This is a genomic window from Ensifer sp. ENS11, assembly GCF_014851895.1.
Taxonomy (GTDB): Bacteria; Pseudomonadota; Alphaproteobacteria; order Rhizobiales; family Rhizobiaceae; genus Ensifer; species Ensifer canadensis.
The window spans coordinates 212,021-234,711 of sequence record NZ_JACVAN010000003.1; the positions used below are offsets into that span (position 1 = coordinate 212,021).

18 protein-coding genes are annotated in these 22,691 nt (G+C 62.1%); 5 read left to right on the top strand and 13 right to left on the bottom strand.

The features are described from left to right. Window positions 1-25: 25 nt before the first annotated feature. The 7 genes from IB264_RS08080 to IB264_RS08110 form a co-directional block, all read right to left on the bottom strand. Entirely contained in the window at window positions 26-3,259 is a 3,234-nt protein-coding gene (locus IB264_RS08080; RefSeq protein WP_025429389.1) for an efflux RND transporter permease subunit, read from the bottom strand. 2 nt (window positions 3,260-3,261) lie between these two features. After that, window positions 3,262-4,368: an efflux RND transporter periplasmic adaptor subunit gene (locus tag IB264_RS08085; protein WP_025429388.1), complete on the bottom strand. Its 1,107-nt coding sequence runs from the start codon at window positions 4,366-4,368 to the stop codon at window positions 3,262-3,264. 300 nt (window positions 4,369-4,668) lie between these two features. Further along, the gene (locus IB264_RS08090; RefSeq protein WP_057222795.1) at window positions 4,669-6,555 is read right to left on the bottom strand and encodes a bifunctional sugar phosphate isomerase/epimerase/4-hydroxyphenylpyruvate dioxygenase family protein; all 1,887 of its coding nucleotides are present in this window, start codon (window positions 6,553-6,555) and stop codon (window positions 4,669-4,671) included. Between the two features lie 25 nt (window positions 6,556-6,580). Further along, the gene (locus tag IB264_RS08095) at window positions 6,581-7,441 is read right to left on the bottom strand and encodes a shikimate dehydrogenase (protein WP_057223367.1); all 861 of its coding nucleotides are present in this window, start codon (window positions 7,439-7,441) and stop codon (window positions 6,581-6,583) included. 61 nt (window positions 7,442-7,502) lie between these two features. Beyond that, window positions 7,503-8,519 carry a TRAP transporter substrate-binding protein gene (locus IB264_RS08100; RefSeq protein ID WP_057222796.1) on the bottom strand — a complete coding sequence of 339 codons (1,017 nt, stop codon included), beginning with the start codon at window positions 8,517-8,519 and terminating at the stop codon, window positions 7,503-7,505. Between the two features lie 67 nt (window positions 8,520-8,586). Then, window positions 8,587-9,867, bottom strand: coding sequence for a TRAP transporter large permease subunit (locus IB264_RS08105; RefSeq protein WP_057222797.1), 1,281 nt, complete (start codon window positions 9,865-9,867; stop codon window positions 8,587-8,589). A 10-nt stretch (window positions 9,868-9,877) separates the two neighbouring features. Then, window positions 9,878-10,441 carry a TRAP transporter small permease gene (locus IB264_RS08110; protein WP_025429382.1) on the bottom strand — a complete coding sequence of 188 codons (564 nt, stop codon included), beginning with the start codon at window positions 10,439-10,441 and terminating at the stop codon, window positions 9,878-9,880. 278 nt (window positions 10,442-10,719) lie between these two features. On the opposite strand from IB264_RS08110, the gene IB264_RS08115 reads away from it, so the two are divergent. Then, window positions 10,720-11,364 carry a TetR/AcrR family transcriptional regulator gene (locus tag IB264_RS08115; RefSeq protein ID WP_057222798.1) on the top strand — a complete coding sequence of 215 codons (645 nt, stop codon included), beginning with the start codon at window positions 10,720-10,722 and terminating at the stop codon, window positions 11,362-11,364. A 15-nt stretch (window positions 11,365-11,379) separates the two neighbouring features. Here IB264_RS08115 and IB264_RS08120 read toward each other — a convergent pair whose 3' ends face one another. Beyond that, a complete protein-coding gene (locus tag IB264_RS08120) occupies window positions 11,380-11,871 on the bottom strand; it encodes an Lrp/AsnC family transcriptional regulator (RefSeq protein WP_025429380.1) in 492 nt (163 codons plus the stop codon). A gap of 123 nt (window positions 11,872-11,994) precedes the next feature. On the opposite strand from IB264_RS08120, the gene IB264_RS08125 reads away from it, so the two are divergent. Continuing rightward, the gene (locus tag IB264_RS08125; RefSeq protein ID WP_057222799.1) at window positions 11,995-14,394 is read left to right on the top strand and encodes a transketolase; all 2,400 of its coding nucleotides are present in this window, start codon (window positions 11,995-11,997) and stop codon (window positions 14,392-14,394) included. 161 nt (window positions 14,395-14,555) lie between these two features. On the opposite strand, the gene IB264_RS08130 is transcribed toward IB264_RS08125, so the two are convergent. Next, window positions 14,556-14,975: an Rrf2 family transcriptional regulator gene (locus IB264_RS08130; protein WP_107027415.1), complete on the bottom strand. Its 420-nt coding sequence runs from the start codon at window positions 14,973-14,975 to the stop codon at window positions 14,556-14,558. 165 nt (window positions 14,976-15,140) lie between these two features. Between IB264_RS08130 and IB264_RS08135 the strand changes: the two genes are divergently transcribed. After that, the gene (locus IB264_RS08135; RefSeq protein WP_057222801.1) at window positions 15,141-16,109 is read left to right on the top strand and encodes an alpha/beta fold hydrolase; all 969 of its coding nucleotides are present in this window, start codon (window positions 15,141-15,143) and stop codon (window positions 16,107-16,109) included. A gap of 143 nt (window positions 16,110-16,252) precedes the next feature. Here IB264_RS08135 and IB264_RS08140 read toward each other — a convergent pair whose 3' ends face one another. Genes IB264_RS08140 through IB264_RS08155 form a run of 4 tightly spaced genes read right to left on the bottom strand, consistent with a single transcriptional unit; the run spans window position 16,253 to window position 20,211 of the window. Beyond that, window positions 16,253-17,377, bottom strand: coding sequence for a P1 family peptidase (locus tag IB264_RS08140; RefSeq protein ID WP_057222802.1), 1,125 nt, complete (start codon window positions 17,375-17,377; stop codon window positions 16,253-16,255). Between the two features lie 2 nt (window positions 17,378-17,379). Beyond that, window positions 17,380-18,210: an ABC transporter permease gene (locus IB264_RS08145; RefSeq protein ID WP_057209943.1), complete on the bottom strand. Its 831-nt coding sequence runs from the start codon at window positions 18,208-18,210 to the stop codon at window positions 17,380-17,382. Window positions 18,211-18,218: 8 nt separating this feature from the next. Then, window positions 18,219-19,118 (bottom strand): ABC transporter permease, encoded by a 900-nt coding sequence (locus IB264_RS08150; protein WP_057209942.1) that lies wholly within the window; start codon window positions 19,116-19,118, stop codon window positions 18,219-18,221. 1 nt (window position 19,119) lies between these two features. Further along, window positions 19,120-20,211, bottom strand: coding sequence for an ABC transporter ATP-binding protein (locus IB264_RS08155; protein ID WP_057222803.1), 1,092 nt, complete (start codon window positions 20,209-20,211; stop codon window positions 19,120-19,122). A 166-nt stretch (window positions 20,212-20,377) separates the two neighbouring features. Between IB264_RS08155 and IB264_RS08160 the strand changes: the two genes are divergently transcribed. Then, complete coding sequence (locus IB264_RS08160) at window positions 20,378-21,457, top strand: spermidine/putrescine ABC transporter substrate-binding protein (RefSeq protein ID WP_025429373.1); 1,080 nt, start codon at window positions 20,378-20,380, stop codon at window positions 21,455-21,457. A gap of 100 nt (window positions 21,458-21,557) precedes the next feature. After that, window positions 21,558-22,412 carry a MurR/RpiR family transcriptional regulator gene (locus tag IB264_RS08165; protein ID WP_025429372.1) on the top strand — a complete coding sequence of 285 codons (855 nt, stop codon included), beginning with the start codon at window positions 21,558-21,560 and terminating at the stop codon, window positions 22,410-22,412. Window positions 22,413-22,691 lie beyond the last annotated feature (279 nt).

Consider the following 22,691-nt stretch of genomic DNA (forward strand, 5'->3'; position numbering starts at 1 on the left):
GCCTGTTGCTGAACCGGCCCTCCCTCTAGGGACTGCCTTGCTCGATTGTGGCCGGGCGCGCTTGTTCGTCGTCCTCCGCGGAAACATGCTTGGCCTCGGTATCGCTCGTCGTTGCCGGTGCGTGCACCCCGCCTGTGGTCGAAAGACCGGCAAGCCGATGGCCGCGCTCGCGCAACGATTGAAACACGACATAGAGGGCAGGGATGATGAAGATCCCGATCAGCGAGGCCGCAAGCATGCCACCCGCGACCCCCGTGCCGACGGCCCGCCGGCTCAGCATGCCTGCCCCTTGCGCCGTGACCAGAGGGACGAGGCCGACGATGAAGGCGAAGCTCGTCATCATCACCGCGCGGAAGCGGGCGCGTGCGCCTTCGACCGCGGCCTCGACGATGCCAGCACCCTTCTCGCGATGGAATTTGGCGAATTCGACGATCAGGATCGCGTTCTTGGAGGCGAGTGCGATCAGCACGACGAGGCCGATCTGGGCGTAGATGTCGAACGACAAGCCCGCCACGAGAACCGAGACCAGGGCGCCCGCGACGCCGACGGCCACCGACAGCAACACAGGGACCGGGATCGTCCAGCTTTCGTAGAGCGCGACGAGGAACAGATAGGCAAACAGCACCGCAAGCGCGAGGATAGCCGTCGTCTGTCCCGCCGCTTCAAGCTCCTGCAAGGCTGTGCCGGTCCACTCGTAGCTGTAGCCCGCTGGCAGGGTCGTTGCCGACAGGGCTTCCATCGCGGCGAGCGCCTCGCCAGACGATACGCCAGGGGCGGGCTGCCCATTGAGCGTGATCGAGCGATAGTTGTTGTACCGCACGATCGACTGCGGGCCGATGACGTATTCGACGCGCGCGACCGAGGCGACCGGGACCATGCCACCGGACGCGTTGCGGACGTGCAGACGCGAGATGTCGTCGACCGAACTGCGGTCGGCTTCGGCCGCCTGCAGATTGACCTTCCAGCTTCGTCCGAAGAGGTTGAAGTCGTTGACGTAATAGGACCCGAGCGTTCCCTGCAGGGTGTTGAAAAGGTCGCTCACGGATACGCCGAGCGCCTGCAGGCGATCCCGATCGAGATCGAGATAGAGCTGCGGCGAGCTTGCGGAATAGGTGGTGAAGGTGGGGCCAAGCAGCGGATTTTGATTGGCGGCGACGATCAGGCCGCCGGCGGTTGCAGCGAGCTCTGCGGGCGGGCGGCCCTGCAGGTCGAGCAGCTGGTATTCGAAGCCCGACCCCGTGCCGAGGCCCATGATCGGCGGCAGGTTGAACGCGAAGATCTGCGCGCCGCGGACGGCCGTGCCCTTGGCCATGGTCGTTGCGATCGCCGCATCGACGGAACTGGCCGCGCTGGTCCGCTCGGCGAACGGCTTCATCGTGACGATGGCAAAGGCGCTGTTCGATTTGGCCAGGCCATCGAGGAAGCTGTAGCCGGTAACCGTAATGACGTCGGCGACACCATCGATGCCGCCGAGCATCTTTTCGACGTCGCGCACAACCGCATCCGTGCGGTTGTAGGACGCGCCCTCCGGCAGCCGTATTTCGGTGAAGTAGGCGCCCTGGTCTTCGCTTGGCAGAAAGCCGGTCGGCACGACACGGAAAAGCCAGCCGCTGGCGCCGATTGCGACGGCCAGGAGCAGGATGCCGAGGATCGCCCGACGGGCGATATGCCCGGCGACAAGGACATAGCCATCGCGGCCGTTATCGATCCGCCGCGAGAGCCAGCCGAGGACGCCGCGCTTCGGCCCGTGATGCGGCTTGAGCAGGATGGAGCAGAGTGCAGGGCTCAAGGTCAGCGCATTGATGGCGGAGATCACCATCGACACGGATACGGCCACGGCAAACTGCTGGAACAGTTGCCCGCTCAATCCCGGAATGAATGCGACGGGAACGAATACCGACAGCAAGACGAGCGTAATGGCAACGATCGCTCCGGTGATCTCGCCCATGGCGAGACGCGCCGCCTCGGGCGCCTGCATGCCTGGGTTCTCCTCCATCACGCGCTCGATGTTCTCGACCACCACGATCGCGTCGTCGACGACGATGCCGATCGCCAGAACCATCGCCAACAGCGACACCGTGTTGAGCGAAAAGCCCATGGCAAGGATGATCGCGAAGGTGCCGATCAGCGCGACGGGCACGGCGACGAGCGGGATCAATGTCGCCCTGACATTGCCGAGGAACAGGAAGACGACAATGATGACGAGTACGAACGCTTCCAGCAGCGTATGCACAACATTCTCGACGCTCGCCTCGACGAACTGGGTCGTGTCGTAGGAGACGGAATAGGTCAGTCCCTCAGGAAACGACTGGGAAAGGCGCTCCATCGCCTGTTTGACGCCTTCGGCGGCCGCAAGCGCATTGGCTCCCGGTGCCTGGTAGGTGCCGATCATCGCAACCGGCTTGCCGTTGAAGCGGGCGCTCGAGTCGGAGCTCGCGGCACCCAGTTCGACTTTGGCAATATCGCGGATGCGCACGAAGGACCCGTCCGGCTCGGCCCTCAGGACCACGTTCTCGAACTGGGCGGGGTCGGTCAGACGTCCCTGGGTCTGCAGGTTGAGCTGAAACAGCGGATCGTCGGTCATCGGCTGCGCGCCGATCCGGCCGATTGCCGCCTGGACGTTCTGCGCCTTCAGCGCGTTGATCACATCGGTCGGCGTCAGACTGAGATTGGTCAGGCGGTCGATGTCCAGCACGATGCGCATGGCATAGTCTTTGGCGCCGAACAGCGAGGCATCCCCGACGCCCGGAACCCGCTTGACCGTGTCCATCAGGTTGATCGTGGCGTAGTTGGACAGAAACAGCGAATCGAAACTGTCGTCCTTGCCGTAGATGGTGATCACCTGCATCAGGGCAGATGATTTCTTGCGCACGCTGACGCCGGTCTGCTTGACCTCCGCCGGTAGCCCGGCCTCGGCAAGCGACACGCGGTTCTGCACGTTGACGGTGGCGATATCGGGGTCCGTGCCGACGGCAAATGTGACGGTGAGCGTGTAGGAACCGTCAGCGCCGCTCGTCGACTTCATGTAGAGCATGTCGTCGACGCCGACGATCTTGCTCTCGATCGGTTGGGCGACGGTGGTTTCGACCACCTCGGCGCCGGCGCCGGGGTAGCTTGCGGTGACGCTCACCTGTGGCGGCACGATGTCGGGAAACTGCGCGATCGGCAGCCGGGTGAGCGCGATCAGGCCCGCCAGCGTGAGGACGATCGAGATGACGGCAGCAAAACGCGGGCGATCGATGAAGATTTCGGAGATCATGCTCAGCCACCCGTCGCCGCTGCCGCGTCAACGACGATGCCCGGTCTGACCTTGCCGACACCTTCGGTGATGACGTTTTCGCCTTCTTTGAGCCCCTTGCTCACCACGGAGAGGCCGCGAGCGGAGCGGGAAACGTCGATGCGGCGCAGCTCGACCTTGGAGGCAGCATCGACCACCATGACGAAGGCGCCCTGCTGGTCGCGCTGGACCGCCTGCTCAGGCACCGCCAGAACGTCCTGCTTGTCGGACTGCTCAAGGATAACGCGCACGAGGGTGCCGTCGAGCAGCAGGGAGTTCGGGTTGTCGAACTGCGCGCGCACTGTCACGGTGTCGGTTCCTTGCGCGACGTTGCTGGCGATGAAGTCGATGGTGCCTTTCAGCGGATATTCGGTACCGTTGGGCAAGGTCAGCGCGACATTGGCGCCGCCGGGCATCTCGCCCTTCTGCACCCGCTCCCGGTAGGTCAGGAGCAGCGAGGTGGACACCGGAAAGACGACATAGATCGGATCGAGCCGCGTCAACGTGACAAGCGGCCCGGTATCCGGGCCGACCAGTGCGCCGACATCGGCGGTCGTCAGGCCCAGCACGCCGTCGAAGGGGGCGGTAATCCTGGTATAGGAGAGGTTGAGGTCGGCGCTCTGCTTGCTGCCCTTGAGCCGTACGAGTTCCGCCTCCGCCTTCTTGACTTCGGCGTTAGCGGTATCGACCTTGGCCTGGGAGATCGTATTGCTTGTGATCAGCTGCTTGGCACGGTCTCGTTCGAGCACGGCAAGATCGCGCTGGGCCTCGGCCGCCTGGATCGAACCCTCTATTTCCTGTACCGCCGCCCGATAGGCGCCGTCCTCGACCTGATAGAGCATGGTCCCGGCCGTTACCGTCTGCCCTTCCTTGAAATCGACCGCCTCCAGGAAACCGGCGACGCGTGCGCGGATGTCGACCTTCTGGGTCGCAACGACGCGGCCCGTCAGATCGACGCTTTCACGCAGGTCGACGATCCTGGCGGGCGCCACGACCACGGCCGGCGCCTGCTGCGCGTGAGCGGGCGACAAACTGAATGTGATTGCCAGAAGGAAGGAAAAGACAGAGAAGGCGACTTTCGGCACGGTCATGCCAGGTCCTTTCAGCAACAAGGCCAGGTTCAGTCCCACGTGGTCTGCTCAACCGCACACTAGTCAGGAAAGCTCTTCCTTTGAAGAGTAAATCGCCTTTCTGTAACTGTTACGTCGGCTTTCGACGCACGGTAGCGCGATGCGCAAACCGTGAGCGCCGCCTGGCAGCATGTGGCGTTTGATGCCGAAGATCGACGAGGTGGCGCCGCGATCCACCGGGACGTCAATCCCCTGGGCGCGGACGCATCCCTGCAGTGCGAACGCATCTCTCGGTGCGCACGCCCGGCGCATACCTGACGCTTATGCGCGAGGCATGCCGGCCGGCTCCAGAAACTTGCGAAGTGCTGCGATCCTGAAGATCGCGTTGGCCGCGCCATAGCCGCGGTATCCGCGCCGCTCGACGATCTCGAAGAAGAATCCACCAGAGAAGGTCGGGCTGTAGAGTTGGAAATACTCGCCGTGCTCGTCCTTGTCGTAGAGGATGTTGTGCGCCTTCAGCCGCTCGGTGAAATGCGGATCGAGCCCGAAACGGGCTTCGAGGTCGTCGTAATAGTTGGGCGAGATCGTCAGCGAGACAAAGCCGCGCTCTGCAAGCACGTCTGCAGTCCTGAAGATATCGTCCGTCTTGAAGGCCAGATGCTGAATACCCGAGCCGAACGTGTCGGCGATGAAACGACCGGCAAGCGTGTTGCGGTTCTCGGCGCCATTCATTGTGATGCGCAGGGATCCGGCGGCGTTCTCTACCACCTGGCTGCGCACGATGCCCGAGGGGTCGATGATGTCGACAAGCGGGGTCTTATGGGCTTCCAGCAGCGAGGTATAGAAGAGCAGCCACGTCAGCAGTTCGTCGTAGTGCATCGTCTGGGCGATGTGGTCGATCGATGACAACCCGGCCGAGGTCGCGCTGAGGTCGTCGACCGGATCGAACTCGACGTCCCATATGCTGCCGAGGTCACTGTGGCGATCGAGGAAGTAGACGATGCCGCCGCCGACCCCGTGAACGGCTGGCATCTCGATCTCGCCCTCGTCCACCGGCTGGGCGAAGGTCTCGGCGCCGAGCGCCAGCGCCCGCCGGTGCGTGGCCCGGGCATCGTCGACGAGCAGGCCCATCGCATAGGCCGAAGTGCCGTGAACCAGGTAAGAAGAGTTGGCAAAGCCGCGGCTTTCCGTGTTGATCACCAGCCTGATATCGCCCTGCTGGAAGACGGTGACGCTTTTCGTCTTGTGACGAGCGGCCTTGCGGAAGCCGAGTGTGCGGATCAGCGCCTCGAATTGCGGTGCTTCGCTTTCGTCGATGGTGAATTCGATGAAGGCAATGCCTTCGACGCCTGATCGAGCCGGCATTTCGGGAACGGGGAGGGCAATGTCGGGCTCAGTCCGCCGGACCTGGTCGCCGAGATAGAGCAGCGAGCGCTGGCCATCGACCGAGATCGCCGTCGCCGAGCCGCCGCGAAACTGATCGTTGAAGATCTCGAGCGACAGATAGCCGTCATAGCCGGTGGCCGCGACAGCTCGCATGAACTCGAGAACGGGCAGGTCGCCTTCGCCCGGCATGTTGCGGAAGTGCCGGCTCCAATAGAGCAGGTCCATGTCGATCAGCGGCGCGTCCGCGAGCTGGATGATGAAGATCTTCTCCTTGGGTATGGATCGGATCGAGTTGACGTCGATCTTGCGCGCCAGCGTGTGAAAACTATCGAGGATGAGGCCGACATTGGCATGATCGGCCCGGCGCACCACCTCCCAGGCATCGCGGTGGTCGTTGATGTGGCGTCCCCAGGCGAGCGCTTCGTATCCGACCCGCAAGTCCCGCCTGGCCGCCCTTTCCCCCAGTTCGCGAAAATCGGCGGCAGCCCGGTCAAGACCGCCGAGTGCGGCGGGAGAGACATTGGAGCAGACGAGCACCAGGTCGGTTCCCATCTCCTGCATCAGGTCGAATTTGCGTTCCGCACGGTCGAACGTCCTGCTTCTGAGCGGCTCCGGCATGCCCTCGAAATCGCGGAACGGCTGGAACAGAGAAATCTCCAGGCCATGGTCGCGCACCATCTGGCCGACCTGGCGCGGACTTTCATCGAAAACCAGAAAATCGTTCTCGAAGATCTCGACGCCATCGAAGCCGGCCTTTGCTATCGCCTCCAGCTTGCTGCGCAGGTCGCCGCTCAGAGAGACGGTCGCGATCGAGGTTTTCATGCGTGTCTCCTTCGATGCCCTGTCGTCAGGCGGTCAGGGCCTTGAAATGGGCAAGCATGCGGGCCGCATCCGGCTCGCGCCCGGTAAACAGACGAAAGGCGCCGACCGCCTGAAACACCGCCATGCCGCCGCCGTCGAGCGTCTTGCAGCCGCGCCGCCTGGCCTCAGTCAGCAGTTCGGTTTCCAGCGGGAAATAGACGACTTCCGCCACCCAATGATGTGGTTCGAGCAGTTCGGCTGGAAGTGGCAGGCCGGGATATTTCGCCATCCCGGTTGGCGTAGCATGGAGCAAGCCGTCCGCTGCTCTCATAGCGGATGGAAGGTCGGTGCCGGCAACAATGTGTGCTTGTGGAAACAGCGGCGACATGCTGGATACCAGTGCTTCTGCGCGCTCGATCTCCCGGTCGAACACCGTCAGTGAAGTTAGCCCCATCGATAGGATCGCGTAGGCTGTCGCGACGCCGGCGCCGCCGGCGCCGAGTTGCACCGCGTGCGACAGCGCTACTCCGGGCAGACCGCGGCGAAAGCCTTCGGCAAATCCCCACCAGTCGGTGTTGTGGCCGATGCGGCGACCCGCCTTGAGCACGACGGTGTTCACAGCACCGAGATCTCGGGCCTCGTCGGACAGCTCGTCGAGAAAGGGAATGACCAGTTGCTTGCACGGGTGCGTGATGTTCAATCCGCAAAGGCCCCGCTGTTCGGCCTCCCGCAGCAACTGCGGCAGGTCGCCCGGGCTCGCGCCGCGCTGCGTCAGGTCGATCAGCTCGTACTCATAGGTAAGGCCCTGTGCCGCACCTTCGCGCATGTGCATGGCCGGTGTGAGCGAGGCTTGAATGCCGGCGCCGATCAATCCGGCTTTCAACGGTTTCAGAAGGGTCTCAGTCATCTCGACGGCTTTCATCAATCGGTTGGTTGCCGACCCGCATAAAAGCGGGCCGGCGGCAGGCTTACTGGCCGCGAAGCGTCTGAAGCTCCTTGAACAGGGCTGCGACAGTGTCGGGACCGATTTCGGCGCTGAACTTCTCGATCATCGGCTTGACGGCGTCGCGCAGCTTCTGGGTTTCCTCCGGCGAAAGCTCACTGACTTCCATGCCGGTCGCCTTGATGTCGGCGATCGCTTTGGCGTCGAACTCGCGCGAGACCTGGCGCTGATAGTCGCGGGCCTCGGTGGCCGAGGTCTGCAACACTGCCTTCTCCTCGTCGTTGAGACCGTCCCAGAATTTCTTGCTGATGAGCACGATCTGCGGATTGTACTGGTGACGGGTCACCGTCATGTACTTCTGCACCTCATAGAACTTGGCGTTGAGAATGTTTGCGGCCGGATTTTCCTGGCCGTCGACCGTCCCGGTCTCGAGCGCGGTATAGAGCTCGGTATAGGGCAGCGGCACGGCATTGGCGCCGAGATTGTTGAAGAGCTCGATCGGGATCGGCGACTGGATCGTGCGGATCTTCAGGCCCTTGATGTCCTCGAGCTTGGTGACCGCATGGCGATTGTTGGTGAGATTGCGGAAACCGAGCTCCCAATAGCCCAGCCCAACGAGACCGGTATCCGGCAAGAGATCGGCTAGGCCGGTGCCGAAGGGTCCGTCCATCACCTTGTCGGCCTCTTCGCCATTGTTGAACAGGAAGGGGAGATCGACGGCGCCGAACTGCTTGACGTTGCTTGCCAGGATGCCGGCGTTCAGAACTGTCATTTCGATCACGCCGCCCTGCAGCGCCGATACGGTCTGCACGTCGCCGCCGAGCACGCCGCCCGGAAACAGCTTGACCTCGATCTTGCCGCCGCTCTTGTCCTTCACCAGTTCGGCGAACTTCTCCATGCCCATCACCTGGGGATGGCCCTTGTTGTTGGCGGCGGCGAACTTGAGCTGGTGCTCGCGGATCTCGGCCAGCGCCGGGCTCGCTGCGATCAGCGCTACCGGCACGGCGAGCCCGAGCGCCATTTTCATCAGTCGGTTGAACATGTTTTCCTCCCAGATTTGGCCGGGTTCTCCCACCGGCCGGTTGAACTCTGCATGTGTTTTTTTGGGCCTATCGCGCAAACCAGGAGACCGGCGCGGTCACCAGTTGCGGGAACAAGACGAGCAGGAACAGGACGATCAGCTCGGCGATCAGGAACGGCATGACCCCCCTCATGAGGTCTTCCATCTTCAGCTTGGAAACGCCGCAGATGACGTTGAGCACCGTGCCCACCGGCGGCGTGATCAGGCCGATCGAGTTGTTGATGATGAACAGCACGCCGAAATAGACCGGATCGATGCCCGCCTGCTTGATGATCGGCATCAGCACGGGCGTCATGATCAGGATGGTCGGGGTCATGTCCATGGCGGTGCCGACCACGACGACGAGCACCATGATCGCCAAAAGCAGGAGCGTCTGGTTGTCCATCAGCGGCTCGACCAGGGCGGCGAGGTCGCCGGGGACGTCGGCAACCGTGATCAGCCAGGCAGAGACGGCCGAGCAGGCAACCAGAAACATCACGATGGACGTTATCTTCGCCGCTGCCACGAAAACGTGGAACAGCTTGGCCGGCGGCAGCTCGCGATAGATCACCATCGACACGAACAGTGAGTAGACGGCGGCGACGACGCCGGCTTCCGTCGGCGTGAACACGCCGAACTTCAACCCGACGATGATGATAACAGGTAGGAAGAGCGCCCAGAGACTGTCGATGAAGGTCTTCATCCTGATGGCGCCGCTTTGGCGTGGCGGCAGCTGATGCTGCTCCTTGCGCGACACGATCAGCCAGGTCACGCAGAGGGCAGCTGCAATCATCAGGCCGGGGAAAATGCCGGCAAGGAACAGCTTTGTGATCGAGACGCCACCGACGACGCCGTAGAGGATGAAGCCGATCGACGGCGGAATGATCGGGCCGATGATCGAGGCCGAGGCGAGCAGACCCCCGGCACGGGCCGGGTCGTGGCCGGATTTCAGCATCATCGGCAAAAGAAGCGCGCCGAGCGCTGCGGCATCGGCGACGGCCGAGCCGGAGAGGCTCGCCATGATGCAGGCGGCGAAGATGGCGACGAAGCCGAGCCCGCCGCGGATATGGCCGACCAAGGCCATGGCAAGATCGACGATGCGCCGCGACAGGCCGCCGGTGTTCATTACTTCGCCGGCGAGCATGAAGAAGGGCACAGCCATCAGCGGGAAGCTGTCGGCGCCGTTCAGTACGTTTTGGGCAACGATCTGGGCGTCGTAGAGGCCGAGATACATCATCAGCGCGACGCCGCTGACGATCAGCGCGAAGGCAATCGGCACACCAAGGGCCATCGGACCAAGCAGAGCGCCGAGGAAAATCGTAACGGTCATCGTCGTCTCCTCAGGGCTTTGCGATGGGTTGGGCGAGCGAAGGAGTCGGGTGGTCGTCGAGGACGGCCTGATCCTCGCTGTCACGCACGAACTCGGCCGTCGCCACATCGATGCGACCCGTGAGCACGCAGAACGCGTCCCAGAGGATGATCAGAAAGGCGGGAATGCCGAAGGCGAGGCCGGCGCCGTAGAAGAAGCCCATGGAAATGCCGGTCGCCGGTGCTGCGACATGCAGATTGATCAGCGTCTGCGTCCAACTTCCGCTGATCATCAGCCATGTTGCGCCCAGCATCAGTGCCTGACCGCAGAGAATGGCGACCTTCGCGCCGAGCGGCGGCAATCGGCGCAGCAGCGAGTCGACGCCGAGATGGGCATGTTCCCGCATGGCAATGACGGCGCCGAGAAAGGTCAGCCAGATGAAGAAGATGCGCGACAGTTCTTCGGAATAGGTGATGCCCGTGTTGAAGGCGTAACGCAGCACGACATTTCCGAAGACCAGCACGACCATGCCCGCAAGTAGAAGCGCGATGGCGACCTTCAGCATCAGGAAGCAGAATTCGATTATCCTCACCATTTCGCTCCTCCCAGGCGATCAACCGCGACTTGCGGTCTGTGACATGCGTCATCGATCAGGACATCCACGTGCGCAAGGCTGGCATGCCGATCTCTCCTCCAAGCGACCAGGATGCCGTTTCAAAATGTACGAACTAGTTCGAATGTCAAGCGGCATGTCTTGAAAGAAACCGGCAAGCCCAATAAGACTTTGGGCAGGACGCGGAGTGGAGCTGCGGCCAATGCGTGACGGCCACGGCCGTTTCTCGTTGAAAATCAAGGGTGAGGAAGCAACTGGGCATGGCGGCGCGAGCAGAGAACGGACGCAAGAACGATCCACAGCGCACGAAGGAGGACATCCTCATCGTCGCGACGGACGAGTTCGCGACCCATGGTCTCGCAGGCGCCCGAGTCGACGCGATCGCCGAAAAGACCCGAACCTCCAAGCGGATGATCTACTACTATTTCGAAAGCAAGGAGGGGCTCTATCTCTCCGTACTCGAGCGGTCCTACCGCAAGATCCGGACGCTGGAGGCCGATCTGCAACTGTCGAGCCTCGCGCCCGAGGCTGCGTTGCGCACCCTGATTTCAACCACCTTCGACCACGATCAGGCCAACCCGGAATTCGTGCGGCTGGTCAGCATCGAAAACATCCATCGCGCCGCCCATATGATGCGCTCGGAAGCGATCCGCGATCTCAACGTCTCGGTTATTGAAACCATTGCCGGCATTCTGGAACGCGGTGTTGCCGAAGGTGTGTTCCAGCGCAAGGCAGATCCGATCGACGTGCACATGTTGATCAGCGCGTTCTGCTTCTTCCGTGTCTCGAACCGCTACACGTTCGGCACGATCTTCCGCCGTGACCTTTGCGAGCCGGAGACGATGCAACGGCACAAGGGGCTGATCGCCGATGCCGTGTTGAGCTACCTCAAAACTCAGGAATAGCCCGACAAAGCATGTTCAGGCGTTGCGCAGGTGCTCTGTCGGCAACGCGGTCGTATATTTGATCTGGCTGAGCGCGAAGCTCGAACGGATGCTGGAGACGCCAGGGATTGTCGTCAGGAAATCGACGACGAGCGCCTGATATTTCATCAGATCCTCGACGACGACGCGCAGCATGTAATCCGACTCGCCCGTCATCAGGTAACATTCGACGATCTCCGGCTTGGTCTTGATGGCAGTGCTGAAGACATCGAGCGAGGCGCGGTCCTGCTGCTTGAGCGAGACGTGCACGAACACGTTGACCGCAAGGCCAAGGGCGAAGGCGTCGACGAGCGCGACCGAACCCTTGATGACCCCACTCTCCTTGAGTTCGTTGACCCGCCGCCAACAGGGAGAGGCGGACAGTCCGGTTGCATCGGCGAGCTCGGCCGTGCTGATCTCGGCGTTCTGCTGCAAGAGATCGAGAATACGGATGGTCGCGGCGTCAAAGCTTGGCGTCTTCTTCGGCATGAAATTTCCAAAAATGGCGTTTCGGCGGTCAGTATTGTCGGAATCGGCAAAAATTCCAACAAAGATAGATCGGATATTTCGCGTCGCTGGGTGTAGCGTTTCCGGGTTCTGGGAGGAGCCGACATGGAAGAGCAGATTCTTTCGACCGCCACGCTGAAATGCCTGAAGGATCTGGAGCGGCAGGTTCTCTGGCACGCATGCTGGATGATCCACAACGCCAATCACATTCGGGAAAAAGGCGAGGTGAAAGTCGGCGGGCACCAGGCGTCCTCCGCTTCGATCACCTCGATCCTGACGGCGCTGTACTTCCACATCCTTCGGCCGGAGGATCGCGTTGCCGTCAAGCCGCATGCCGCGCCTGTCTTCCACGCCATTCAGTACCTGATGGGCAACCAGACGCGCGAGAAGCTGCAGAATTTCCGCGGCTTCGGCGGCGCGCAATCCTACCCCAGCCGCACCAAGGATGTCGACGATGTCGATTTTTCGACCGGCTCCGTCGGCCTCGGTGTCGGCATCACGGCCTTCGCCTCGATCATCCAGGACTACATCGCCTCGAAGCCCTGGGCGCAAAAGCGCAGCGACGGTCGCATGATCGCGCTCGTCGGCGATGCCGAGCTTGACGAAGGCAATATCTATGAGTGCCTGCAGGAGGGCTGGAAGCACGATCTGCGCAACACCTGGTGGGTGATCGATTACAACCGTCAGAGCCTCGATGGTGTCGTTCGCGAGGGTCTGTGGCAGCGAATAGAAGCCATCTTCACCGCTTTCGGCTGGGACGTGAAGGTCGTCAAATATGGCGCCTTGCAGCAATCGGCGTTCAAGGAACCCGGTGGCGAGACGCTGCGCGCCTGGATCGACCGTTGCCCCAACCAGCTCTATTCGGCCTTGACCTTCCAGGGCGGCGGCGCCTGGCGCAAGCGGCTGCAGGACGAGATCGGCGATCAGGGGAATGTCAGCAAGCTTTTGGCTTCGCGCAGCGATGACGAGCTTTCAGAGTTGATGAGCAATCTCGGCGGCCATTGCATCCAGACGCTTGCCGAGACCTTTGCCAGTATCGACCATGATCGCCCGACGGTCTTTCTCGCCTATACGATCAAGGGCTGGGGAACGCCGCTGGCGGGGCACAAGGACAACCATGCCGGCCTGATGACCAAGGCACAGATGCAGGACTTCCAGCAGAAGATCGGCGTCAGGGTCGGCGAGGAATGGGAGGAGTTTGCGGCAGTCGCCGATGCCGGGGCCGCGAAGACCTTTTTGAAGAGCGTGCCGTTCTTTGCCCAGGGCACAAGGCGGTTCACGTCTGAACCCGTGCCATCGGCCGGGCCGGTTTTGCTCGATGACCGCGAACTTTCCACCCAGGCGGGGTTCGGCAAGATCCTCGATGCTTTGGCGCAGCGTGACGATGCGCTTGCCGCCCGCATCGTGACGATGGCGCCTGACGTGACCGTCTCGACAAATCTCGGCCCCTGGGTCAACCGGCGTGGCCTTTTCGCCCGCGACATGCAGGCCGACACGTTCCGCGACGAGAAGGTTCCCTCGGCGCAGAAATGGGCCTTCGGTCCCGGCGGTCAGCATATCGAGCTCGGGATTGCCGAGATGAACCTCTTCCTGCTTCTGGGGGCGGCCGGCCTTTCCCATTCGGTGTTCGGTGAACGCCTGCTTCCGATCGGCACCGTCTACGATCCGTTCGTGGCGCGCGGGCTCGATGCGTTGAACTACGCCTGCTACCAGGATGCACGGTTCATGATCGTCGGCACGCCGTCAGGCGTCACACTGGCGCCGGAAGGCGGCGCTCACCAATCGATCGGCTCGCAGCTGATCGGCATGAGCCAGGATGGGCTTGCCAGTTTTGAGCCTGCCTATCTCGACGAACTCTCTGTGATCATGGATTGGTCCTTCGACTATATGCAGCGCGATGGCGATGCCGTGCACGACGAACGGACCTGGCTGCGCGATACGACTGGTGGTTCCGTCTATCTTCGGTTGACGACCCGTCCGCTCGAACAGATGCAGCGCCGCGAGGATGCGGCCTTCCGCCAGGGCGTGATCGACGGTGCCTACTGGCTGCGCGAACCGCGACCGAACACCCAGCTGGTGCTGGCCTATCAAGGTTGCGTCGCCCCCGAGGTGCTGATGGCGGCGGGGCGACTTGCGGAACGTCACCGCGATGTCGCGGTGCTGGCGGTGACGTCCGCCGACCGGCTCAACGCCGGCTGGACTGCGGCACAGCGTGCCCGTCGTCATGGCCACCACAGCGCCGAAAGCCACATCGAGGCGCTGCTGGCGCCGCTATCCGATACCTGCGAAATCATTACCGTGACGGATGGTCATCCCGCCACGCTCGGCTGGTTTGGATCGGTGCATGGCCACCGGTCCGTCTCACTCGGCGTCGAGCATTTCGGGCAGACGGGCACGATCGCCGACCTCTATGCGCATTTCGGCATCGATACGGACTCGATCATCGAGGCGGCGGAGTCGATCGCTCTCGGTCGCAATCGACGCAAGTTCAGGCAGGCGGGATAGGCTCGTGACGCGCTGAGTGGACGTGCGACATGCCCCTTTTTGCCACGTTGTCGCGTTGTTTAACTGGGCCTAATATTCATATCCGGGTTGGGGGGGCGCGGCGTTTGTGCGGTTCCGTCTAAATCGGAAACGCTCTAGGCCCCAAGGTTCGTCGGGCGCGCTTAGTGCGCTGCCGTAAATTCCCGGGTAATCTGCGCCAAAGTCAGCTTGCCAAACTCGTCGTTGAGCACCGTTTCCGCCGCCAAGAACGCTTTTGACAGATGCGCGTTGACGGCCCGCTCAACGGGGCATCCTGCATGATCGGCGGCCAGCCCCAGCGAAAAGACGGATTTGTCGTTGAGCGCCTTGTGGACATCGAGAACGGATATTTCTTCCGCGCCGCGGGTCAGCAGCCAGCCGCCACCAGGCCCGCCTTCCGAGCCGACGATACCATGCCGTTTGAGTGCCGCCATCGTGCGACGGACCACCACCGGGTTGGTGGAGAGCATCAAGCCGATCGTCTGCGACGTTTCGGTGCCGCCGAGCAGATGCATGTGAACGAGCACATGCAGCATTCTTGAAAGGCGGTTGTCCTGTGGCATCGACCACTCCTATGTGTAACTTAATTTGTTATGAATTATTGACCTGTCGATGTTCGTAACATATTGTGTTGCGCATAGGAATGAAGCGGACAAGGGCACGGGTTGTGATTTCTGTAGCGATATCGTTTCGTTCGAAGCCCGATCGCGGAACTGTTTGGAGAAGAGATGCAGGAGCGCCTCGTAGACGCGAATGGAATTCGTTTGAACTTCCTGGAGGCGGGCGAAGGGCCGACGGTCTTGTTGTGCCATGGCTTTCCGGAAACCGCTTATGCGTGGCGACAGCAGGTTGCCGCCCTCGCCGCCGCCGGATTTCATGCCATCGCGCCGGATATGCGCGGCTATGGCAAGAGCAGCCGCCCTGACGAGGTCGATCAATACACGCTCTTCCATCTCGTCGGCGACATGGTCGGGCTGCTCGATACGCTCGGCGTCGAGAACGCGATCATTGTCGGCAATGACTGGGGCGCGAGCGTCGCATGGCAGGCGGCGCTGCTGCGACCTGACCGCTTCACTGGCGTCGTGGCCATCGGCGTGCCGATGATGTCGCAACCGCCGGTCCCACCGACGCAGATTTTCCCGAAAACCGCGGATGCACTGCTCTATGCGCTCTATTTTCAAGAGCCAGGTGTCGCCGAAGCCGAGTTCGAACGGGATGTGGCGTTGACGCTGCGCAAACTGATGTTTGCCGCGTCCGGCGAGGCCGGACCGCGCGACGACGAGAAGACGCCAAATCCCTTCGGCATGGTGTCGAAACGCGACGGTTTGCTGGCCAGCCTTCCTGTCCCCGCAAAGCTTCCGGACTGGATCGGCGATTCAGAGTTCGAGAATTTCGTGCACGCTTTCCGGCAAAGCGGCTTTTCCGGAGGGCTGAACTACTACCGCAATCTTGATCGGAATTGGGCACTGCAATCCTGCCTGAAGGGAAAGCTCGTCGACGTTCCGGCAGTATATCTGATGGGGGAACGCGATACCGGATTGGCCATTCCCGGCATGCGCGCGATCATCGCCGAGATGCCGCGACTGGTGCCAAAGCTGGTGGATACCATCTTCCTACCCGACTGTGGGCACTGGGTGCCGCAGGAGCGGCCCGATGATGTCAGCACTGCCATCATACGGTTCGTTCAGGGATTGTAACGGAACCAAGAGCCAGCCGTTACCCTCGTCTGCCAGTGCGGCGTCGCCGACAAAACCTAAGCCGGTAGAAGCGCGCCGAAAAAGCCACGGCATCGAAGCTGCCTTGGTCGGCAATCTGGGCGGGGAAACACAGGGGAACCGCATCAGCGCCCGTACTTCCGCATGACCTCGAGAAGCGGTTCATGTCTGATGGCTTCGATCTTGAACCGGTCATGGACGGTGCCGCCTGAATCTTCCGCTGCGATCATGGCGTTGACCACCGCCTCTTCGACGGTGTCGACCGTTGCCAGATAGACCGGATCGAGCATTTCGTCATTGACGATCTCAAGCGCGAGGCGCGGCGGAGCGCGGTGCGCCATCGGCTGCGGGTTGGCGGTCGAAAACGCCAGGAAGATGTCGCCGGAATTGTTGCCGCCGGGCGTGCCGTTGCGGCCGATGCCGATCGAGGCGCGACGGGCGAGGCGTTGCAACTGATGCGGGGCCATCGGCAGATCGGTGGCGATCACGACGATGATCGACCCGCGCTCCTGCATCTGGCTCTGCGGCGTGCAGTCGCGCATGTGTTCGCCGACCGGTACGCCGCAGATTGTCAGCCAGTCCCGCTGGCCATGGTTTGCCTGCACCAGCGTGCCGATCGTGTAATCACACCCGCCAAACTCGACGATCCGCGATGCGGTGCCGGTGCCGCCCTTGAACCCATAGGCGATCATGCCGGTTCCGCCGCCGCAATTCCCCTCCTCAACAGGTCCGCCGCCGGCGGCGTCGAGCGCTGCCCGGACCTCGGCTTCGCCGATGGGCTGGCCGTTGATGTCGTTCAACACACCGTCATAGGTCTCTGCGACCACCGGCATGATCCAGAGAAAATCGTCGCTGTCATAGGTGGAGGCATAGCGCTCCAGCATCCACTTGATCGTGGCGTGATGGGTCATGCCGACCGCATGGGTGTTGGTGATCATCACCGGGCCGAGGAAAAAGCCGCCATCCTCGATCCAATGAGTGCCGGTCATTTCGCCGTTGCCGTTGAAGCGATGCACGCCCGCATAAACCGGGACGGGCACGGCCGAGCCCGCATGCGGCAGGATGGCGGTGACCCCGGTTCTGACCGGGCGCTTGCGGCCCGGTCGCGGCACGTCTTCTGAGATAGTGTGGAAGCCGACGGCAATCCCCGCGACGTCAGTGATGGCGTTGAAGGGGCCGGTCCGGCCCGTGAATGGCAAGCCGAGGTCCCGGGCGCGCGTTTGAGAGACGGTTTTGCGTTTGTTGTCCATGATCATTTCTGCCGGGAGCGGAGGTAGAGGCCGAGAGAGGCGACGACGAAGGAGAAGGTCAGCATCATCACCGCGATCGCATTGATCTCCGGTTTGATGCCGCGTCGAAGCATGGCGAAGATGAACATCGGCAGCGTGGTCACATCGACGCCGGCGATGAAATAGGTGATCACCAGATCGTCCATCGAGATGATGAAGGCGAGCAGCGCGCCGCCGACGATGCCGGGCAGGAGCTGTGGCAGCACCACCCGTCGAAAGGTCGTCCATTCGTCGGCGCCGAGGTCGGCCGAGGCGTTTTCGAGTGTTCTGTCCATGCCGGCCAGCCGCGCTGAGACAACGATGAAGACATAGGAAATCAGGAAAGTGCACTGGCCGATGACGATCGTCGTCAGGCCGAGGCTGATCCCCGAATTGACGAAGAAGATCAAAAGCGCGATGCCGAGCACGATGTCGGGCATCAGCATCGGCATGAACATGATCACCCGGTAGAAGCGCTGGCCGAGAAAGTCGAAACGGTAGAGGCCGATTGCGATTGCCGTGCCGAAGACGGTGGCGATCAGTGTCGTGGAGGTGGCGATGACGAGGCTGTTCCACACCGCCTGAATAAGCTGGCCGGTCGATTCGATATAGAGCGCGTTCTCGGAGATCGTCGTCTTGAAGCCGAGCACCTGGGCGTACCATTCGGTGGTGAAGCCGGTCCAGGTCATCATGTTGACCGGGTTGGCGTTGAACGAATAGACGGCGATCACCACCAGCGGGATGTAGATGAAGGCGAAGAAGAGGGCGGTGTAGGCGAGCAGGCTTCCGCGGAAGAGGGATTGAGCGATCTTCATGGGGGACCTCAGCGAGCAAGTGCTGCGTCGGTGCCGCGGCGGCTAGACGCGAGCACATAGACGAGCAGCAGCACCAGCATCACGCTCATGACCATCATCGCCAGCGCCGAGCCGAACGGCCAGTTGCGGGCGGCCAGGAACTGCTGCTCGATGAGATTGCCGAGCATCATCACCTTGGCGCCGCCGAGAATGGCCGGGACGACGAAATTGCCGAGCGCCGGAATGAAGACGATGATCGCGCCGCCGGCAATGCCGGGAGCCGTCAGCGGTAGGATAATGCGCCAGAATGTGCGGATAGGCCCGGCGCCGAGATCGAGCGAGGCACGCACCAGCGTCCAGTCCAGCTTCTCGACGCTGGCATAAACAGGCATGAACATGAACGGGATGAAGACATAGACCATGCCGAGGATGATCGCGCCGTCCGTATAGATCAGGTCCAGCGGCCGGGCGATCAGTCCCGTCGACAGCAGCATCTCGTTGACGAGGCCGGTCTGGCGCAGGATCAGCACCCAGACAAACAGCCGCACGATCAGGCTGGTGAAGAAGGGCAAGGTGATGAGGAACAGGCAGAAGTTCTTCCATCGCTCTGACAGGCGGGCGATGCAGAAGGCTGCGGGATAGCAGACCAGCAAAGCGGCAATGACGGTGAGTGCGGCGATCTTCACCGAGCGGATGAAGATGGCGATATAAACAGGATCGAAATCCTCGAACATCGGATCTGCAAAGCCGAGGATGCGGCCGAAATTGTGCGGGTAGAAGGTCCATTCCACGCCACCGTAGAGGCCTGGCGCCAGAAAGCTCGTGACCATCATGATGGCGAGCGGACCGAGAAAGAAGACGGCGAGGAACAGGGAAACGGGACCGAGCAGGACGGCGAGCTGGACGCGGCGGCGAATGGCGATCGACATGTCACGCCTCCGCGCAAGGGTGAATGAGGTGTACGGCTGCCGGGTCATAGGCGAGCCGGGCGCGGCGCGTCCGCTCGATGTCGCCGATCAGGCTGCGACGGCCGGCGGGGATCTCGGCGACGATCTTTCTGCCCGCCTGTGTGCGGCCGAACAGCTCGAACGTCGAGCCGACGAAGACGATGGCTTCCAGGTCGATGTCGAGACAGGGAAAGGGCTCGGCTTCATCGGCGAGGAAGAACTGCTCGGGCCGGATCAGCGCCGTCGCTGCACCCGATGCCGCTGACGGCGTTCGCCGATGGCGGATTTCCGTGCCGTCGCTGGTCATCAACCGATCGCCATCGATCCGGCCGTCGAAGAGATTGCTTGCACCGATGAAGGTGGCGACGAAACTGTTGACCGGATGGTCGTAGATCGCGCGTGGCGTATCGAGTTGCTGGATGCGCCCACCGGAAAGAACCGCAACGCGGTCCGACATGGTGAGAGCCTCCTGCTGATCGTGCGTTACGAAGATGAAGGAGATGCCGAGCTCGTGCTGCAGTGTCTTCAGCTCGATCTGCATGGCCTGGCGCAGGTTCTTGTCGAGGGCCGACAGCGGCTCGTCGAGCAAAAGCAACTTCGGACGCGCGATGATGGCGCGGGCAAGAGCCACGCGTTGCTGCTGGCCGCCGGAAAGCTGGCGCGGGCGCCGGCCCTCCATGCCCTCAAGGCCCACCATCTTCAGCGCGGCTGCCACCTGGTCGCGGCGCTTGGCCCTTGCGACGCCGGCGACCTCCAGCGCATAGGCTGTGTTTTCGCCGACGGTCATATGCGGGAAGAGCGCGTAGTTCTGGAAGACGGTGTTGACGGGGCGGCGATAGGGTGGCCTGTCGGTCATGTCCTCCGCGTCGATCAGGATGCGTCCGCCGTCGAGCTCGACGAAGCCGCTGATCGCCTGCAGCAACGTGGTCTTGCCGCATCCGGATGGTCCGAGAAGCGTGAGGAACTCGTTGCGCCGCACCTGAAGATCGATGGCATCAAGCGCTGTCACGCTCCCGCCTTCCGGAGTGGCGAAGGCTTTACTCGCCCCCTCCAGCCGGACAATGGAATCCTGCATCTGTCATTCCCCAAAATGTTATTTAAATAACGCTTGTGCGTTTTGGATATATGGATACCATTTACTCATCGGTGTCAACGGCCGCAGAAGCCGGAGCCGGCAAGGACCAGGGAACGGTCCGATCCTGGGGGCGCAAGTCCCCACGAACCATCAGAGGAGACTATCTATGACGAAAGCAAGCCGCGTCGTCCGGGCGACCAGGGCCAAACTCTTCGGCCCCGCACGGGCCGCCGCATTCTCGCTGTCCGCCTTGATCGCCATGACCGGCCTCGGCCATGCCGCCGAGCTCAACATCTACAACTGGGGCGAATACATCAATCCGGCGGTCCTGAAGAAGTTCGAGGAGGAGACCCAGATCAAGGTCAACCTCTCCACCTATTCCTCCAACGAGGAGATGCTGGCGAAGATCCAGGGCGGCGCGACCGGCTATGACGTCGTCTTTCCGTCGGTGCACATGCAGGACATCATGTCCAAGCTCGACCTTCTGGAGAAGACCGACATCAATGCCTATGAAGGTTTCAAGAACATCGACCCGGCGTTCCTGAGGGCAAAGAGCGACCCCAAGGGCGAGTTTTGCCTGCCCTACGCCTTCGGAACCGTCGGCATCGTCTACAACCGCAAGGTCCTGGGCAAGGACGTCGTCGGCTGGAAGGACCTGATTGCGACCGTCAAGGAAAAGGGGCTGAAGTTCACCCTGCTCGACGACATGCGCGAGGTTCTGGCCGTGGGCTTGATCCTCAACGGCCACAAGGTCAACTCGACCGACCCCGCCGAGCTGCAGCAGGCGGCCGATACGATCATCGCGATGAAACCTGACGTCGCTGCCTTCACCTACGATACCCGGCCGATGGTGCAGTCCGGCGACGTCGCCGCCGGTCATTTCTTCGTCGGCGCGATGGTCGACGTCTTTGCCAACCAGAAGGACCTTGGCTACGTGATCCCCGAGGAAGGCGCGACCATGTACCAGGAGGATATCTGCGTCCTGAAGACCGCGCCGAACAAGGATAACGCCATTAAGTTCCTGCAGTTCTACACCCGTCCGGAAGTGGCAGCACTCAACGTCTCCCAGCAGACCAACGGCACCGCCAACGTGCCGGCGCGGCAATTGACCCCCGACCAGATCAAGAATAGCAAGGAGATCAATCCGACGCCCGAAACGATGCAAAGGCTCCAGATCTTCGAGGACCTGGGCTCCGGCGTGCGCCAGCTCGATCGTGTCTGGACCAAGGTGAAGACGGCGCAGTAAAGGCGGCAAAGATCGGCAATTCCGCCCGCCTGCAGCAAGTTGAAAGCGTTACAGCGCGCGCGGCGCTGTCAGCGGGCGGAAGTATCTCCGGGGAGGGGACGTGGCACAACGAATCCTGAAGCTCGTGCAGAGCGAGGAACTCAGGCGGTCGAAATCCGACAAGCTGATTGCCCATTACATCGAGCGCAATCTGGCGGAAATCCCGTTCGAAACGGCAAAGTCGATCGCCAGTCGTCTCGAACTGTCGCCGATGACCGTCGGGCGCTACCTCCGGCGCATGGGCTTCGACGGCCTCGACCAGTTGAAGCACGAACTGCGGCGCGGCAGCTCCAATCCGGCCTGGCAGGTGAAAGGACCGGTCGACCGGCTGCGCGAAGACATTCGCGAGGGCAAGCTGCTTGCAGGCTTGATCCAGGAGCAGATCAACAATCTCGGAATGGTCTACGAGCTGACCACCTCGCCGGAATGGCAGCAGGCGATCGATGCGCTGATTGGCGCCAGCGAAGTCTATGTCGCCGCCTATCAGAACGTGCGCGGCATCGCCCAGTATTTTGCCAGCCAGCTCTCCTATACCCGCCCGCGGGTGCAGTTCGTCGACGGTCTGAACGGCACCTATTCGGAACTGCTCGACGGTTCGGTGGAAGGCCGCGTGCTTTTCCTGCACGATGTGCGCCGCTTTGCGGCCAAGGCGAAGCCGCTCGCAATGGAAGCGCGCCGGGCCGGCGTCAAGGTCATCCTCTATACCGACGAATATTGCCCCTGGGCAGCAGAGGTGTCGGATATCTGCCTTGTGGTCCCGGGCTCGCATGGCCCCCTGTGGGATGGTGCTGCCACGACTATTGCCGTCATGGACCTGATGCTCAGCAACATCATCGTCGTCCTGGGTGACGAGGTCAGCGAACGGGTCGGCATGCTGACGCGGCTGCAGGATGTGTTCGGCGATTTCGAGGCCTGAACGGTGCGAAGGGGTGGCTTGTTGACGCCGTCGTCAGTGATGTTCCTGCTTCCCGCGAGGTTTTCAGTGCTGGCCGCCATCGCGTGTTGAAGCGACCAGCAGGTGACCGTTTTTAGGCATCTCGGGCGCTGGCGGCATGTGCCAGCGCCCGAGACCTTGAACGCCTTCCCGCGACAAGCGGCAGCACGGCCATCGCGATCGCGAGAACCCAGAGGATGAGCGAGATCTTGCTCTGGAACAGGATGGCGATATCGCCGCCGCTGAAATGGCAAGCGCATT